At 71.1% G+C, this 15,624-nt stretch carries 12 protein-coding genes; 8 read left to right on the top strand and 4 right to left on the bottom strand.

Features of this window, described 5'->3' with window-relative positions; all coding sequences use genetic code 11:
• Positions 1-244 precede the first annotated feature (244 nt).
• The 3 genes from GPA04_RS12440 (at position 245) to GPA04_RS12430 (ending at position 3,907) form a co-directional block, all read left to right on the top strand.
• Positions 245-1,894 (top strand): type 2 periplasmic-binding domain-containing protein, encoded by a 1,650-nt coding sequence (locus tag GPA04_RS12440; RefSeq protein WP_156224496.1) that lies wholly within the window; start codon positions 245-247, stop codon positions 1,892-1,894.
• Positions 1,895-2,019: 125 nt separating this feature from the next.
• Positions 2,020-2,883, top strand: coding sequence for an ABC transporter permease (locus GPA04_RS12435; protein WP_156224494.1), 864 nt, complete (start codon positions 2,020-2,022; stop codon positions 2,881-2,883).
• A gap of 55 nt (positions 2,884-2,938) precedes the next feature.
• The gene (locus GPA04_RS12430) at positions 2,939-3,907 is read left to right on the top strand and encodes a carbohydrate ABC transporter permease (protein WP_156224492.1); all 969 of its coding nucleotides are present in this window, start codon (positions 2,939-2,941) and stop codon (positions 3,905-3,907) included.
• Here GPA04_RS12430 and GPA04_RS12425 read toward each other — a convergent pair.
• Positions 3,897-4,907 carry a LacI family DNA-binding transcriptional regulator gene (locus GPA04_RS12425; protein WP_156224490.1) on the bottom strand — a complete coding sequence of 337 codons (1,011 nt, stop codon included), beginning with the start codon at positions 4,905-4,907 and terminating at the stop codon, positions 3,897-3,899. The genes GPA04_RS12430 and GPA04_RS12425 overlap by 11 nt on opposite strands.
• Before the next feature lie 161 nt (positions 4,908-5,068).
• On the opposite strand from GPA04_RS12425, the gene GPA04_RS12420 reads away from it, so the two are divergent.
• The 4 genes from GPA04_RS12420 to GPA04_RS12405 are packed head-to-tail and all read left to right on the top strand — an operon-like array spanning position 5,069 to position 11,109.
• Positions 5,069-7,081 carry a beta-galactosidase gene (locus tag GPA04_RS12420; protein ID WP_156224488.1) on the top strand — a complete coding sequence of 671 codons (2,013 nt, stop codon included), beginning with the start codon at positions 5,069-5,071 and terminating at the stop codon, positions 7,079-7,081.
• A complete protein-coding gene (gene yicI / locus GPA04_RS12415) occupies positions 7,078-9,375 on the top strand; it encodes an alpha-xylosidase (protein ID WP_156224486.1) in 2,298 nt (765 codons plus the stop codon). The genes GPA04_RS12420 and yicI overlap by 4 nt, the downstream gene beginning before the upstream one ends.
• A gap of 13 nt (positions 9,376-9,388) precedes the next feature.
• Positions 9,389-10,831 (top strand): GH1 family beta-glucosidase, encoded by a 1,443-nt coding sequence (locus tag GPA04_RS12410; protein ID WP_156224484.1) that lies wholly within the window; start codon positions 9,389-9,391, stop codon positions 10,829-10,831.
• The gene (locus GPA04_RS12405; RefSeq protein WP_156224482.1) at positions 10,828-11,109 is read left to right on the top strand and encodes an Rv1322 family protein; all 282 of its coding nucleotides are present in this window, start codon (positions 10,828-10,830) and stop codon (positions 11,107-11,109) included. Before GPA04_RS12410 ends, GPA04_RS12405 begins: the two co-directional genes overlap by 4 nt.
• Before the next feature lie 159 nt (positions 11,110-11,268).
• Here the strand turns inward: GPA04_RS12405 and GPA04_RS12400 are convergent, their stop codons facing one another.
• On the bottom strand, positions 11,269-12,744 hold the full coding sequence (locus GPA04_RS12400; protein WP_156224480.1) for a glutamate-cysteine ligase family protein: 1,476 nt from the start codon (positions 12,742-12,744) through the stop codon (positions 11,269-11,271).
• A gap of 88 nt (positions 12,745-12,832) precedes the next feature.
• On the opposite strand from GPA04_RS12400, the gene GPA04_RS12395 reads away from it, so the two are divergent.
• Positions 12,833-13,606, top strand: coding sequence for an alpha/beta fold hydrolase (locus tag GPA04_RS12395; protein ID WP_156224478.1), 774 nt, complete (start codon positions 12,833-12,835; stop codon positions 13,604-13,606).
• Between the two features lie 4 nt (positions 13,607-13,610).
• On the opposite strand, the gene GPA04_RS12390 is transcribed toward GPA04_RS12395, so the two are convergent.
• Positions 13,611-14,030 (bottom strand): hypothetical protein, encoded by a 420-nt coding sequence (locus tag GPA04_RS12390; RefSeq protein WP_156224476.1) that lies wholly within the window; start codon positions 14,028-14,030, stop codon positions 13,611-13,613.
• A 36-nt stretch (positions 14,031-14,066) separates the two neighbouring features.
• Positions 14,067-15,449 carry a coiled-coil domain-containing protein gene (locus tag GPA04_RS12385; protein WP_156224474.1) on the bottom strand — a complete coding sequence of 461 codons (1,383 nt, stop codon included), beginning with the start codon at positions 15,447-15,449 and terminating at the stop codon, positions 14,067-14,069.
• Between the last annotated feature and the right edge of the window lie 175 nt (positions 15,450-15,624).

The following is a 15,624-nucleotide window of genomic DNA, read 5'->3' as shown; positions in this document are numbered from 1 at the left end:
CTGGATCAGCCGCTCGAACGAGCCGCCGTCGAAACGGTTCGACGACGTTGACGTCCATCTCGGGCACAGCCTAGGCGCCCGTCTGGCGGTTCGTCGAGGTTCCGCTGACACGGATTTCCGCGCGACACGACGATGTGAGGGCGAGCTGTGCATCTACCTCTTGTTGGATGGGAACAGTCTCGCTATTGTCGGCCGTCGAACCGCTTCGACGGAGGGCGGTCGCTGTCACGAAGGAGTTTCAGAGATGATCACGTCCACCCGTGCCCCCCGCGTCGGCGGTCAGAGCCGTCGCACCTTCCTCACGTTCCTCGGCGCCGGCGTTCTCGGCTCTGCCGCGCTCGCAGGCTGCCGCAGCGAGGGCGGTGGCGGTGCCGACCCGACCTCACCCGCCGGCGTCGTGACCGACGAGCTGCTGCCCGCCTACGTCCCGCTCGACTACGTCGAGCCGGACTTCCCGAGCGTCGACGGCTCGACGGCGGGCTTCGCGACGATCCCGACCGACCTCGCGCAGGCCTTCGACGCACCGCCGGGCTCAGGGTCGAGCTTCACGGCGATGACCCCGCTGTGGGGAGCGATCCCGCCCACCGACGGCAACAAGTACTACGAGGCGGTCAACGCCGCGATCGGCTCCACGATCGACTTCCAGATCAGCGACGGCAACACCTACGGGGACAAGCTGGCAGCGGTGCTCGCGAGCGCCGATGACGTGCCGGACTGGGTCTGCATCCCCACCTGGAACATCCCGCCCCGGTTCGACCAGGCGGTCGAGTCGCTCTTCGAGGACCTCACCCCGTTCCTCGCGGGCGACGCCGTGAAGGACTACCCGCACCTGGCGAACATCGCCACCGACGTGTGGAAGTTCTGCGTCTTCAACGGCAAGCTCAAGGCGCTGCCGTTCCCGGGCGAGATCATCACGGACGCGGTCTTCTACCGCGATGACATCTTCGAGCAGGAGGGCATCACCGAGCTCCCCACCGACGCGCAGCAGCTGCTCGAGCTGTGCGCGCAGCTGACCAACGGTCAGCGCTGGGCCGCCAACGACCTGTGGAACGCCGCGGTACTGATCCACGGCGTCGTGCCGAAGTGGCGCATCGAGGACGACGGCACGCTCACGCACCGCATCGAGACCGAGGAGTACCGCGCCGCGCTGGAGTGGAACGCGGCGCTGTTCGCGCAGGGCTCGGTGCACCCCGACGCCGTCGCCGACAACTCCGGTGACGCCAAGGCGCGGTTCGAGGCCGGCCAGGTGCTGATCTCCAGCGACGGCGTCGGCGGCTGGCACGAGGCGCTCGGGCGCCAGCTCTCCGGGAACCCGACCTACTCGCAGCGTCCGTTCGCCCCGATCGCGGCCGACGGCGGCACGCCGGTGCTGTGGAAGGGCAACCCCGCGAACATCCTGTCGTTCATCAAGGCGACCGATGACAAGGACAAGGTCGCCGAGATGCTCGCGGTCGCGAACTTCCTGGCCTCGCCGTTCGGCACCCAGGAGTACGCCCTCATCAACTACGGGGTCGAGGGCGTCCACTACACCTACGACGCCGACGGCCTCCCCGCCGCGACCGAGCTGGCGGCGACCGAGCTGCAGCCGACCTACATCTTCCTCGCGGACCCGCCCGTCGTGAACGCCAAGGTCCAGTACCCCGGGTTCGTGGAGGCGTTCTGCACCTGGATGGCCGACGCCGCCCAGTACGTGCAGGACCCGGCGTTCTTCGGCATGCAGATCACCGAGCCGAACCAGTTCGGATCGCTCAACCAGCCGATCGAGGACCTCGAGAAGGACATCTCGCGCGGCCGCAAGTCGATCGACGACCTCGACGCCGCGATCGAGACGTGGCGCAGCTCGGGAGGCGAGGAGCTTCGCGGGTTCTACCAGGACATCCTGGACGCCCAGTGACGCTGACCACCGCGTCCGCACCGCCGACCCCGCAGCCCACCGCGTCAGGGCCGCGTCCGTCACCACCCGCCTATCGCAAGGTGTCGCTGCGGGCGAGGTTCCGGCGCGACCGGTCGCTCATCCTCATGACGTTGCCCGCCCTGCTGCTGCTGGGGGTGTTCGCCTACGTGCCGATGGCGGGCAACGTCATCGCCTGGCAGGACTACTCGCCCTACGTCGGGATCATCGAGTCGCCCTTCATCGCGTGGGACAACTTCGCCCGGGTGCTCACCAGCCCGGCCTTCCTCCACGCGGTGCAGAACACCCTGGTCATCACCGCGTTCCAGCTGGTGTTCTTCTTCCCGATCCCGATCTTCCTGGCGCTGCTGCTCAACAGCGTGCTCACGCCGGCGATCCGCACGACGATCCAGTCGATCGTCTACCTGCCGCACTTCTTCTCCTGGGTGCTCGTCGTGACGATCTTCCAGCAGATGTTCGGCGGCGCCGGCCTCGTCAACCAGATCCTCACGCAGAACGGCTGGGGCTCGTTCGACCTGATGACGAACCCTGACACCTTCCTCCTCCTCATCACCAGTCAGTCGGTGTGGAAGGACGCGGGGTGGGGGATCATCATCTTCCTCGCCGCGCTCTCGACCGTGGACCCGGCGCTGTACGAGGCCTCGGTGATGGATGGCGCCAGCCGTTGGCGGCGCATGTGGCACATCACGCTCCCGGCGCTGCGACCGGTGATCATCCTGCTGCTGATCCTGCGGCTGGGTGACTCGCTCACCGTCGGCTTCGAGCAGCTGATCCTGCAGCGCGGAGCGGTCGGGGCCCAGGTCTCGGAGGTGATCGACACCTTCGTCTACTACCAGGGCGTCATCAACGGCGACTGGGGGTTCGCGACCGCGGCCGGGTTGATGAAGGGCGTGATCAGCCTGTTGCTCGTGCTCGGGGCCAACAAGCTCGCGCACCTGTTCGGCGAGGCAGGGGTGTACCAGAAGTCATGACCGCCACCCCGTCCACCTCAGCGCATCGTCACGACCGACACCGGAGGGCCACCCGATGACGACCGTCTCCACCCCGACCGGGCCCGAGACCCCGGTGCTGCCCGTCGGGCCGCCCCGGCGCCGGCGCAGCAGGCACCGACCGGCGTGGCAGGAGAAGCCGACCGTCGTCGGCTCGATCGCCAAGGGCGTCACGCTGGCGATCATCTGCCTCGCGGTGCTGTTCCCGCTGTACACCGTGGTGCTCACCAGCCTGTCGACGCAGCCGACGATCACGGCAGCCGGTGGCCTGGTCACCGTCCCCGGCGAGGTGACGTTCGCGGCCTACCGCCAGATCCTCGCCGGCGGCATCGTGACGCGGGCGACCCTGGTCTCGATCGGCATCACCGCGGTCGGCACGCTCCTGTCCACGACCGTGTCGGTGCTGTGCGCGTACGGCCTGTCACGGCCCTCGTCGCTCCTGCACCGCCCGATCCTATTCGTGCTCATCATCACGATGTTCTTCAGCGCGGGCATGATCCCCACGTACCTGCTGGTCTCGGGCCTCGGTCTGATCGACTCCTACTGGTCGTTGATCCTGCCCGGCGCGGTCTCGGCCTTCAACGTGCTCATCCTGCGCAACTTCTTCATGGGGATCGACTCCGCGATCACGGAGGCCGCGCGCATCGACGGCGCGGGGGACTGGCGGATCCTGGGCACGATCGTGCTGCCCATGTCCAAGGCTGTGGTCGCCGTGGTCGCGCTGTTCTACGGCGTCGGCTACTGGAACGCGTTCTTCAACGCGATGCTCTACATCAACGACAACGCCAAGTGGCCGTTGCAGCTCGTGCTGCGCTCCTACGTGCTGCAGGGGGTGACGCTGCCGGGCTCGGGTGCGGGCCAGGTCGATGTCGCCACCGGCGCGGTCACGGGCCTGCCCGTGAAGATGGCGGTGATGGTGCTCGCCGTCGTGCCGATCCTCATGATCTACCCGTTCGTGCAGCGCCACTTCACCAAGGGAGTGATCTTCGGTGCGGTCAAGGGGTGAGCCGCGGCGCCGTCGAGGACCCCTCGCTCAGCGTCGGCCGCAGCAGCCGCGTCTCGACCGGTGCGTCGGGCCGGTCGAGACGGGCCATCGCCATCTCGACGGCGACCGCGCCGATGCTCTCGGCCGGGATGTCGATGAAGGTGATCGGCTGCGACTGCGACTGCGCGACGTCGGCGGGGCAGATCGCCACGAGCGAGACATCGGCCGGGATCCGGACCCCGTGCATCTGGAGCGAGTCGACCACCGAGGGCAGCGCCGCCTCGTTGTGCACGATCAGGGCGGTGGGCGTCTCGTCGAGGCGACGCAGGGCCTCGACGGCGGCGAGGGCGCCGGCATGGGTCGGTGGCGTGAGCTCCACGTGCGCGGTCAGGCCGAGGCGCTCGGCCCCGCCGTGGAAGCCCGCGAGGAGACGTTCGGCGAAGGTGGTCCCGCGCTCGACCACGGAGGGCGGGGGCCCGATCAGGCCGATCGAGGTGTGGCCGAGGTCGGAGAGGTGCCGGACCGCCAGCCGCGCCGCGGCCGCGAAGTCGAAGTCGACGCACTGCAGACCCTGCGGGTCGTCGGGCAGGCCGATGAGGATCGTGGGGCTCCCGAGCGCCGCTGCGCGGGCGAGGCGGCTGTCGGCGGCCTCGACGTCCATGAGGATGAGCGCGTCGACCATCCGGCCGTGCGCGAGGCGTTCCAGCGCGGCGTCCTCGGCCTGCGTCACGAGCAGCACGTCGTGATCGAAGGCACGCGCCCGGGTGACGATGCCGGTGACGAACTCCATCACCACGCGCACGTCGACGCCCGGGCGCAGCGGAAGCATGAGCCCGAGCGTGTTCGTCCGCGCCGAGGCGAGGGCGCGCGCTCCCGCGTGCGGGCGGTAGCCGAGCTCCTCGACGGCGCGCTCGACGCGCTGCCTGGTCTGCTCGGAGATCGACCGCTTGCCGCTGAGGGCGTACGACACGGTCGACGTCGCCACCCCCGCGTGGCGTGCGACATCCTCGATCGTGACCATGGCAGAACCTCCTCGTCGGCGGCCCTCACGGTACTGCCTGCGAGCATCGTTTCGACACCATTCGACCCCGTTTCACGCGGGTGCCGAGCGACAGGAGTTCTCCGGATGAGAAGCGCTTCGACTGCAGTGCACTCCTGGCCGTCGACGGCCAGGGCGCGCTGATGGGGTCCTTGGCCGACCTCACCCGGGGCGGCCTGCTCTACGGCGGCGACTACAACCCGGAGCAGTGGTCGCGGGAGATCTGGCGGCAGGACGTCGCCGCCATGCGCGAGGCGGGCGTCACCCTGGTGACCGTCGGGGTCTTCTCGTGGGCGTTGCTGGAGCCGGAGCGAGACCGCTTCGAGCTGGCGTGGATGGACGAGGTCCTCGACCTGCTGCACGCGGGCGGCATCGCGGTCGACCTCGCGACACCGACGGCGAGCCCGCCGCCCTGGCTCGCCCTCGAGGACCCCGAGACGCTCCCGACGGATGCCTCGGGCCATCGGCTGCACCACGGATCACGCACGCACTACTGCCCCTCGTCGTCGACGTATCGCGAACGTGCCCAGATCATCACGCAGGTGATCGCCGAACGCTGGGTGAGCCATCCCGCCGTCGTCCTGTGGCACGTGAACAACGAGCTCGGCACGACCTGCTGGTGCCCGCGCTGCGGCAGGGCCTTCCGGGGGTGGCTCGAGCGCCGGTACGGCACGGTCGAGGCCGTCAACGAGGCGTGGGGGACCACGGTCTGGTCCCAGCGGTACACCAGCTGGGAGCAGATCTCACCGCCGCTCCGCGCGCCGTACCTGCTGCATCCCGGCCTCACGCTCGACTACCGCCGGTTCACCTCCGACGCGCTGCGCGAGCTGTATCGCAGCGAGCGAGCGGTGATCCGCGCCGTCGACCCGGCCCGACCGGTCACCACCAACTTCATGGGCTTCTTCGCCGGTGTCGACTACCGGAGCTGGGCAGGGGAGATCGACGTCATCAGCGACGACAGCTATCCCGACCCGGCGGACCCGGACGCCCCGTCGCAGGCAGCGCTCACGCACGACCTGATGCGCTCGCTGGCGGGCGGCCCGTGGCTGCTGATGGAGCAGGCCACGAGCGCGGTCAGCTGGCGCGGGCACAACGTGCCCAAGACCACCGCACGGATGCGCCAGGACGCGCTGCGGGCGGTGGCCCACGGTGCCGACGGCGTGCTGTCGTTCCAGTGGCGCGCCTCGCCGACCGGGCCGGAGCGGTTCCACTCGGCGATGCTGCCGCACGCCGGGACCGACACGCGCGTGCACCGTGCCGTGCAGGAGCTGGGCCGCGACCTGCGTGCTCTGTCCGCGATGGCGGGGACCGACGTGCACGCCGAGGTCGCGATCCTGTTCGACTGGTCGAGCTGGTGGGCGGCGGAGGAACCGGCGGTCCCCAGCGACCGGCTCCGCGTGCTGCCTCAGCTCCGCGCCTGGTACCGGCCGCTGTGGGAGGCCGGCATCGGCGTCGACGTCGTCGACCCGCACGCCGACCTCGCGCGGTACCGGCTCGTGCTGGCACCGCAGCTGTACCTGCTCGACGACGAGGCGGTCACGAACCTTCGCGGATACCTCGCCAGGGGCGGCTGCCTGGCCCTCGGCCCGTTCTCCGCGGTGGCCGACGGCAACGCACGCGTGCGCACCGGCGGCTTCCCGGTTCCGTTCGCCGACCTGCTGGACGCCTCGGGGGAGGAGTGGTGGCCGCTGCCCGAGGGGGGCGCCGGGCTGGTGCCCGACGCCGTCGGACCGACCTCCCTCGGCACCGGGCACGCCGAGACCTGGGCCGAACGGCTGCGACTGCACGGCCCGGGCGCGGTCTGCGAGCTGCGGTTCGAGGGCGGCGACCTCGACGGCGAGCCGGCGCTGGTGCGCTCGCGCGACGGTGGCCTGCACTACCTCGCCACCATGCCGGACGCCGCGCTGCTGAAGCGCTGGCTCCTCGGGCTCCTCGCCCGCCGGGGGATCGGGCCGGCGCATCGGGTCCCGGCCGTCCCCGACGGCGTCGAGGTCGCCCAACGAGGTCCGTTCACGCTGGTGATCAACCACCGACCCACCGAGGTCGACGTGCCGCTGAGCACACCGCACCTGGACGTGCTCGAGGACGTCGAGCACGTCGACCATGTCCACCTGTCGCCCGGCGGCAGCATCGTGCTGAGAAAGGCACTCCCATGAGATTCACGGACGGCTACTGGCTGACCCTGCCCGGTGTCGAGACGCTGCGACCGCAGCACGTCGAGACCGTCGAGGTCACCGACGACGCGCTGGTCGCCTATGCGGCGACCGCACCGCTGTCCGAGCGCCGGCACAGCCTGAACCTGCCCCAGCTGACGATCCGCGTGGACTCACCGATGGACGGCGTCATCGGCGTGCAGGTCGACCACTTCCAGGGCGTCCGCGAGGTCGGCCCCACCTTCGAGCTGCACACCGCCCCGGACCCGGTCGTGGTCAAGGCGGCCGACGGCGTCGGCGGCTTCGCCAGCCTGACGGCGGGGCCGCTGACCGCGCGGGTCCGGGTCGACGCGCCGTGGCAGCTGGACTTCCTCGCCGACGACCGGGTGCTCACCAGCTCGGTCACGCGGGGCCTGGCGTCGCTGCAGACGCCGCAGGGGCCGTACATGCGCGAGCAGCTCACGCTCGGGGTCGGCGAGCACGTGTTCGGGCTGGGGGAGCGGTTCGGCGCCTTCGCCAAGAACGGGCAGTCGATCGACATCTGGAACGCCGACGGCGGCACCGCCTCGGACCAGGCGTACAAGAACGTGCCGTTCTACCTGACCGACCGCGGCTACGGCGTCTTCGTCGACCACCCCGAGCGGACGTCGTTCGAGATCGGCACCGAGGTCGTCTCGCGCAGCCAGTTCTCGGTCGCGGGGCAGCGGCTGCGTTACTTCGTGATCTACGGCCCCACGCCGAAGGAGATCCTGCGGCGCTACACCGCGCTCACGGGCCGGTCGGCTCAGGTGCCGACCTGGTCCTACGGGCTGTGGTTGTCGACCTCGTTCACCACCGACTACGACGAGGCGACCGTGCTCTCGTTCATCGACGGCATGGCCGAGCGCGACCTGCCGCTGTCGGTGTTCCACTTCGACTGCTTCTGGATGCGGCAGTTTTACTGGTGCGACTTCGTGTGGGACCCGGCGACGTTCCCCGACCCCGAGGCGACGCTCGCCCGGATCCACGACCGAGGGTTGCGCGTGTCGGCGTGGATCAACCCCTACATCGCCCAGCGCTCCCACCTGTTCGCGGAGGCCGCGCGGCTGGGCTACCTCGTCCGGCGCGGGAACGGGGACGTCTGGCAGTGGGACATGTGGCAGGCGGGGATGGCGCTGGTCGACTTCACCAACCCGGCCGCGTGGCGGTGGTTCCAGGACAAGCTCGAGGTGCTGCTCGACCAGGGCGTCGACGCGCTCAAGACCGACTTCGGCGAGCGGATCCCCACCGACGTGGTCTGGCACGACGGCTCCGACCCCGAACGCATGCACAACTACTACGCCCAGCTCTACAACCGGTGCGTGTTCGAGCTGCTGGAGCGGCGCCGGGGCAAGGGCGACGCCGTGGTGTTCGCGCGCTCGGCGACCGCGGGCGGGCAGCAGTTCCCGGTGCACTGGGGCGGTGACTGCCAGTCGTCGTTCGTCTCGATGGCCGAGTCGCTGCGTGGTGGTCTGTCGCTCGCGCTGTCCGGTTTCGGGTTCTGGTCGCACGACATCGGCGGGTTCGAGGGCACTCCCGACCCGGAGGTGTTCAAGCGCTGGGTCGCCTTCGGGCTGCTCTCCTCGCACAGCAGGTTGCACGGGTCCAACTCCTACCGCGTGCCGTGGGCGTTCGACGAGGAGGCGGTCTCCGTGACCCGGACGTTCGCGCAGCTGAAGAACACGCTGATGCCCTACCTGGCTGCCGCCGGTCGCGAGGCCGGTCGCCTGGGGACCCCGGTGATGCGGCCGATGATGCTGGAGTTCCCCGACGACCGGGCGGCGGCCACCATCGACACCCAGTACATGCTGGGCGACTCGTTGCTGGTCGCGCCGGTCTTCGACCCGGACGGGTGGGTCGACTACTACCTCCCGCCGGGGCGCTGGACGCGCCTGCTCACCGGCGAGGTCGTCGAGGGCGGCGGCTGGCGTCGCGAGCAGCACGACGCGCACTCGCTCCCGCTGCTGGTGCGGCCGGGGAGCGTGCTGCCCCGCGGCGCCCGCACCGACCGGCCCGACTACGACTACGTCGACGGCCTCACGCTGCAGGTCTTCGAGCCCACCGAGGGCCAGCGCACGCACCTGGAGATCCCGACGGCGGACGGGCTGGAGCTGGCCGCGACCGTCGAGATCGAGGTCACCGGCGGGACGCTTCGTGCGCGCGCCAGCGGGATGGGCGAAGATTGGGCGCTGCGTCGTGGTGACGTGGTCGCCTCGGCTGTGGCCGGTGTGGCCGAGATCGACCTGGACCGTCCTGGTTCGGGCAGCCGTGACGACTGACGAGAGGATCGTGATGACGAGGAGCTTCCCGGCTTCGTTCCTGTGGGGTTCGGCCACGGCGGCGTACCAGATCGAGGGGGCCGCCGCGGAGGGCGGCCGGACGCCGTCGATCTGGGACACCTACTCCCACACGCCGGGCAAGACGCTCAACGGGGACACCGGAGACGTGGCGGCCGATCACTACCACCGCTGGCCCGAGGACATCGCGATCATGCAGCAGCTGGGGCTGCAGGCCTACCGGTTCTCGATCTCCTGGTCGCGCGTGCAGCCCGGCGGCCGGGGGCCGCTCAACGCCGAGGGTGTGGCGTTCTACCGCGGTCTCGTCGAGGCGCTGGTGGCGGCGGGCATCCGCCCCGTCGTCACCCTCTACCACTGGGACCTGCCGCAGGAGCTGGAGGACGAGGGCGGCTGGGCCAACCGCGAGACCGCCTACGCCTTCGCGGAGTACGCCCGCCTGATGGCCCGCGAGCTCGGCGACGCGATCACCGTGTGGACCACGCTCAACGAGCCGTGGTGCTCGGCCTACCTGGGCTACGCCTCGGGCGTGCACGCCCCGGGCCGCACCGAGCCGGCCGCGGCGCTCGCGGCCGTGCACCACCTCAACCTCGCGCACGGGCTCGCGGCGACAGCGATCCGTGAGGAGCTCGGTGAGGACGCGCAGCTGTCGATCACCCTCAACCTGCACGTGATCCGCCCCGACGACCCCAGCAGCGAGGCCGACCAGGACGCGGTGCGCCGCATCGACGGGCTCGCCAACCGGGTCTTCCTCGACCCGCTGCTGGGTGCCGGCTACCCGCAGGACGTGCTCGACGACGTCGCGCACGTCAGCGACTTCTCGTTCGTCCAGGACGGCGACACCGCGCTGATCGCGCAGCGGCTCGACGTGCTGGGCGTCAACTACTACTCGACCACCCGGGTACGGGCGTTCGACGGCGAGGGCGAGCCCGAGCAGGCCGACGGCCACGGCAACAGCAGCGCGACGCCGTGGGTCGGCACCGAGGGCAAGGTGGAGTTCGTGCAGCAGCCCGGCCCGTACACCGCGATGGGCTGGAACATCGACCCGCAGGGCATGCACGACCTGCTGATGCGGCTGCACCGCGAGCACCCCGGCGTGCCGATGATGATCACCGAGAACGGTGCCGCGTTCCACGACGTCGTCAGCGCGGACGGCGCGGTCCGCGACCGTGACCGGACGCAGTACCTGCACGACCACATCGACGCCGTCGGGCGCGCCCGCGAGGACGGTGCCGACGTGCGCGGCTACTTCGTGTGGTCGCTCCTCGACAACTTCGAGTGGGGCTACGGCTACGACCGCCGGTTCGGCGTCGTGCGGGTCGACTACGACACCCAGCAGCGCGTGGTGAAGGACTCCGGCTGGTGGTACGCCCAGCTCATCGCCACCGGATCGCTGCCCGCCCACGACGCGATCGCACCAGGCCCCGTCCACCCGCGATGAGGCGCAGCCGCAAGCGGCCCTACAACGCCGAGCACGTGCCCCTGGACGTCGAGGCGTTCACCCGTGGGGCCGCCCGCACCGAGGTCGACCGGCAGGGGAGGCGGTGGACCGTGCGCACCGTCAGCGGCAGCGACAAGAGCTATCGATGCCCCGGCTGCGGCGGTGACATCGCTCCCGGCGCGCAGCACCTCGTCGCCTGGAACGAGGACCACCTGTTCGGCGCGGAGGCTGGCCTGGCGGACCGCCGGCACTGGCACACCCAGTGCTGGCGCCGCTGACCACCTCCACCCCCCTCGATTTCAACGCACTTTCGCCCACTTCGGGCTTTCAACGCACTTTCGCCCACTTCCGGCTTTCACCGCACTTTCGACCCTGCTCCCGCGTCGGCGGTCCAGGTCGCCGCCATGGATCCCCGGGGCTGCAGCGGTCGAAACCGGTCAGGGCAGCTCCCAGGTGTGCACGGGCTCGTTGGTGTGCATGAACCGCGTGTAGAGCCTGGTCATCTCGGTGAGGGCGTCGGTGCGCGAGAGCCCACGGTTCTCGAGGCGTGCGACCGCCTCGGTCTGCCACCACGCGCCGTTGCGACGCAGCTGGCAGCGCGCCTTGACCACGTCGAGATACCGGGTGGCGACGTCGTCGGCGACCCCCAGCCTCGCCAGTCCCGCGTGGGCCAGCGGCAGCAGCTCGCGCAGGATCAGCTCGTCCCAGCCGACCTCGCCGTACCCGGGCCAGTAGAACGTGGCCTCCACGCCGTGGCGGGCTCCGGCGTCGAAGTTGGCCCGGGCGGTCGCGAACGACATCCGGCTCCAGGCGGGCCGGTCGTCGCGCGCCATCTCCACGAGGCAGCCGTAGTAGAAGGCGGCGTTCGCGACGGTGTCGACCACGGTCGGCCCTGCCGGCAGCACCCGGTTCTCGACCCGGCAGTGCGGCACCCCGCCGACGGTGTCGTAGACCGGGCGGTTCCAGCGCCACACGGTGCCGTTGTGCAGGCGCAGCTCCTGCAGCCGGGGTGCACCTCCGGCGGCCAGCACGGCCTCGGGGTCCTCGTCGGAGATCTGCGGCAGCAGCGCCGGGAAGTAGCGCACGTTCTCCTCGAACAGGTCGAAGATCGAGGTGATCCAGCGGTCACCGAACCACACCGTGGGCCGCACCCCCTGGTTGCGCAGCTCGGGGGACCGGGTGTCGGTCGCCTGCATGAAGAGCTCGGTCCGCGTCTCGGCCCACAGCCGCCGGCCGAACAGGAACGGGGAGTTGGCGCCGAGCGCCAGCTGCGGTCCCGCTAGGAGCTGGGCGGCGTTCCAGTGCGCCGCGAAGTCCTGCGGCGCCACCTGCAGGTGCAGCTGCACCGACGTGCACGCCGACTCGGGTGCGATCGAGTCGATCGTCATCCGCAACGACTCCGGCCCGGAAATGTCCAGCTCGATGTCCTCGCGGCGCGCACCGAGCACCGCATCCTCCAGGGCCTCGTAGCGGGCGTTCTCGCTCATCCAGTCGCCCTCGAGGTCCTCGCGCATCAGCGTCGGCAGGATCCCGACCATGACGATGTGCGAACCGGCCCCGGTCGCGAGCGACTCGGCGCGATTGAGCGACGACCTCAGCGAGTCCTCCAGGCTGGCGAGGGAGTCGCCCGCCAACGTGGTCGGCGGAGCGTTCAGCTCGATGTTGTAGCGACCGAGCTCGGTCTGGAACGCGGGGTCGGCGATCCGGTCCAGCACCTCGGCGTTCGCCATCGCCGGCTGGAACGCCGAGGACACCAGGTTGAGCTCGATCTCCAGGCCCGTGACGCCGGCGGTCCCGTCGAAGTGATCGTCGGCCAGCATCTGCTCGAACACGTCGAGACAGCGCCGCACCTTCTCCCGGTATCGGGTGCGCTCGGCGCGTGTGAAGCGCGTTCCAGCGATCTCGTCACCCATCGGCACAGCAAAGCACGTCGGCCACCCGTGTCGTCGGTGGTTGGCCGTGCCTATGGTGGGACACGCACGCTCGAGCCCTGGAGATGAGATGACGATCGCCGTCCACGCCACCGAGCCCGTCACGGCTGTGCCGCTGGTGCTGCTGCACGCCTTCCCGCTGGACTCGCGGATGTGGCAGCCGGTCGCGGAGCGGTTGCCCGACGAGGTGCCGGTCGTGCTGGTGGACGCCCCCGGCTTCGGCGGCACCACCGCGGGGGCGCCCGGCCTGGAGGAGCTCGCGGTCGAGGTCGTCAGCGCTGTCCGTGCCCTCGGGGTCGAGCAGGCGGTCGTCGCGGGGCTGTCGATGGGTGGCTACGTGGCGATGGCCATCGCCGACGCCGCGCCGGGGTTGCTCGCCGGGATCGGCCTGCTCAGCACCAAGGCGTCCGCCGATCCCGAGCCTGCCCGCGCCGCCCGGCTCGAGATGGTCACGGCCATCGAGCGCGGCGAGCGCGAGGTGGCGCTGGGGATGCTCGACAAGCTGCTCGGTGAGACGACCCGTGAGACGCGCTCCGCCGTCGTCGAGGAGCTGCGCGAGCAGCTCCGCGAGGCACCGCTGGCCGGTCTGGTGTGGGCGCAGCGGTCGATGGCCGAGCGTCCCGACCGGATCGCGGCGCTGGCCGCGCTCCCGGACGGGCTCCCCGCGCTCGTGCTGCGCGGCGCCGAGGACGTGCTCATGGCTCCGGAGGATGCCGAGGCGATGGCCGAGGCGCTCGGTGTCGAGGTCGTCGAGGTCGCCGGCGCGGGGCACCTGACGGCGATCGAGGACCCGGACGCCGTCGCGACCGCGCTCACCGACCTCTACCGGCGCGCGACCGCCTGAGCGGTCAGGTCCGCCAGCCGGGCAGCAACCGCTCCAGGGCCGCGACGAGTTCGATCGAGTCGCCGTCCTTGCCGCCGGCACCGATGACCAGCGGGGGAGGGGTCGGGGTCAGCTGCACGCCCCGCAGCCGATCCAGCACGCTCAGCGGGGCGGTGAGCACGTAGAACGAGCCGTCGGTCCCCAGCCCGATCGTCCCGTCCAGGCGAAGGTACCAGCCCTCGACGTCGCTGCGTGCGCTGCCGCGCCCTCCGTACCCCCTGACCACGAGCCGTTCTGTGGGCAGCCGCTCCCTCGCGACCGCAGCGAACTCGGTCAGGATCGCGTGCGCCTTCTCGTGCTCGACCGCCTTGCGGGCGTGCAGCCGTCGCTCCTGCTCGGCGGCCGCCTCCGTCCGCTGCGCGGCCCAGTCTGCGCTGTCAGTCACCCTGCGAGCGTAGGCGCCGCGTCACGCCCGGGTGGCTCACTCGCGGCGAGCCGGCGGGATGATCGCCGTGTCCTCGGACGGGCGCGCCTGCGCGGGGAGGTCCTCTTCGGCGGGCGTCGGCGCCGTCGGGTTCTCGACGGCGACGCTCGTCTCCTCCGGGCTCCTCACCTCGCCCTCGGGCTGGGTGTCGGTGTCGGCCTCGGGCGTGGAGGCACCCGGCTGCTCCGGCGGCGTGGGCAGCGACCCGAGGACGGCACCGGCCGCACCGGACATCTGCCCGAGCATGGCTCGGAGCTCGTCGAGGTAGGCGGTGATCCCCTCACGCTGGCTGTGCAGGTCGTCGAGCTGGGCCTGCGCCGTGGCGCGATCGGCCTCGATCTGAGCCGCGCTGTCGGCGCGTTCCTTCTCGGCCCGGGCACGTCCCTCGTCGATCAGGGACTCGGCCTTGGTGCGCGCCTCGTCGAGCATGCCGTCGGCCTCGCGCTCGGCCTCGGCACGCACCTTCTCGGCGGCGGAGAGCGCGGTCGCGAGCCGACCTTCGGCGTCTTGCGCGTGCTTGGCGGCCTCGCTGAGCACGTTGTCGACCTCGGCCTTGGCGAGCGCGTGCCGCTCGGCGGCCTCGCGCTCGGTCTCCTCCCGGGCGCGGGCGAGCTCGAGCTCGGTGTCGTGCCGCAGTCGCACGGCCTCCGCGGTGAGGCCGTCGGCCTCGACGGTGGCGTTGCGGACGAGCTCGGTGGCCGTCGCGCGGGCCGAGGTGATGATCTCCTCGGCCTGCGCCCTGGCGTCCGAGACCAGGGCGTGCGCCTCGCGCTCGGCGGCGACACGCTGCTCGGCGACCTCGCGCTCGGTGGTCGTGCGCAGCCCGGCCAGCAGCCGCTCCAGCCCGGCGAGCTTCTCGGCCCGGGTCGCGGACTCGGTGCTGTGGATGCGGGCGGCCTCACGCTCGGCCGAGCCGACGAGCTCGACGGCGCGGCGGCGGGCGTCGGTCAGGTGGCCATCGGCGTCACGCTTGGCGGCGGAGCCGATCTCCTCGGCCTGGCTGCGCGCTCGGCGCAGGATCTCGGCCGCTTCGCGCTCGGCCGACTCGGTGAGCGCCGCCGCCTCCTCGCGAGCGCTCCTGGTCGCGTCGGCCGCCTGGTTGTTGGCCTGGGTCACGACATCGGCGGACTGCTCCTCCGCGGACCGCAGCAGCTGCTCGACGCGCACCCCCAGACCGGTGTAGCTGGGCGACTCCATCTCGGCGAGCTTGGCGTTGACCTGCGCCAGCTCGGCGGCGAGCCGCTTCTCGGCGGCTGTCGAGGCCGCGGCGGCGGCGCGTGCCTCCTCCACCTGCCGGCTGAGCTCGTGGAGCTTCTGGTCGACCTGCGCGCGGTCGTAGCCGCGCATGACGACCGGGAACTGGGCAGTCTCGTCAGCCACGTCGTGCTCCTACGCGTCTCGGTGTATCCAGGGGGAAAGCGCCCCAAGCGTAGCCGGGGACGCATGATCGGGTGTCCCGAGAGGACCGGGATGCCCATGATCACAGAACGGTCACGTACCCTAGTCGGCGGCCAGCGAAGTGTTGGTCACGACGAGAGCAGGGAACCAACAGCTC

The sequence above is a fragment of the Pseudactinotalea suaedae genome, from assembly GCF_009733815.1.
In the GTDB taxonomy this organism is placed as follows: domain Bacteria; phylum Actinomycetota; class Actinomycetes; order Actinomycetales; family Beutenbergiaceae; genus Pseudactinotalea; species Pseudactinotalea suaedae.
The sequence above is the reverse complement of the archived record's forward strand: the minus strand, read 5'-3'. Positions and strand labels throughout refer to the sequence as shown.

What these genes read in the sequence shown, in the direction of transcription:
- GPA04_RS12440 (WP_156224496.1), top strand. Translation starts at nt 245, where the DNA reads ATGATCACGTCCACCCGTGCCCCCCGCGTCGGCGGTCAGAGCCGTCGC.
- GPA04_RS12435 (WP_156224494.1), top strand. Translation starts at nt 2,020, where the DNA reads ATGACGTTGCCCGCCCTGCTGCTGCTGGGGGTGTTCGCCTACGTGCCG.
- GPA04_RS12430 (WP_156224492.1), top strand. Translation starts at nt 2,939, where the DNA reads ATGACGACCGTCTCCACCCCGACCGGGCCCGAGACCCCGGTGCTGCCC.
- GPA04_RS12425 (WP_156224490.1), bottom strand. Translation starts at nt 4,907, where the DNA reads ATGGTCACGATCGAGGATGTCGCACGCCACGCGGGGGTGGCGACGTCG.
- GPA04_RS12420 (WP_156224488.1), top strand. Translation starts at nt 5,069, where the DNA reads ATGGGGTCCTTGGCCGACCTCACCCGGGGCGGCCTGCTCTACGGCGGC.
- yicI (WP_156224486.1), top strand. Translation starts at nt 7,078, where the DNA reads ATGAGATTCACGGACGGCTACTGGCTGACCCTGCCCGGTGTCGAGACG.
- GPA04_RS12410 (WP_156224484.1), top strand. Translation starts at nt 9,389, where the DNA reads ATGACGAGGAGCTTCCCGGCTTCGTTCCTGTGGGGTTCGGCCACGGCG.
- GPA04_RS12405 (WP_156224482.1), top strand. Translation starts at nt 10,828, where the DNA reads ATGAGGCGCAGCCGCAAGCGGCCCTACAACGCCGAGCACGTGCCCCTG.
- GPA04_RS12400 (WP_156224480.1), bottom strand. Translation starts at nt 12,744, where the DNA reads ATGGGTGACGAGATCGCTGGAACGCGCTTCACACGCGCCGAGCGCACC.
- GPA04_RS12395 (WP_156224478.1), top strand. Translation starts at nt 12,833, where the DNA reads ATGACGATCGCCGTCCACGCCACCGAGCCCGTCACGGCTGTGCCGCTG.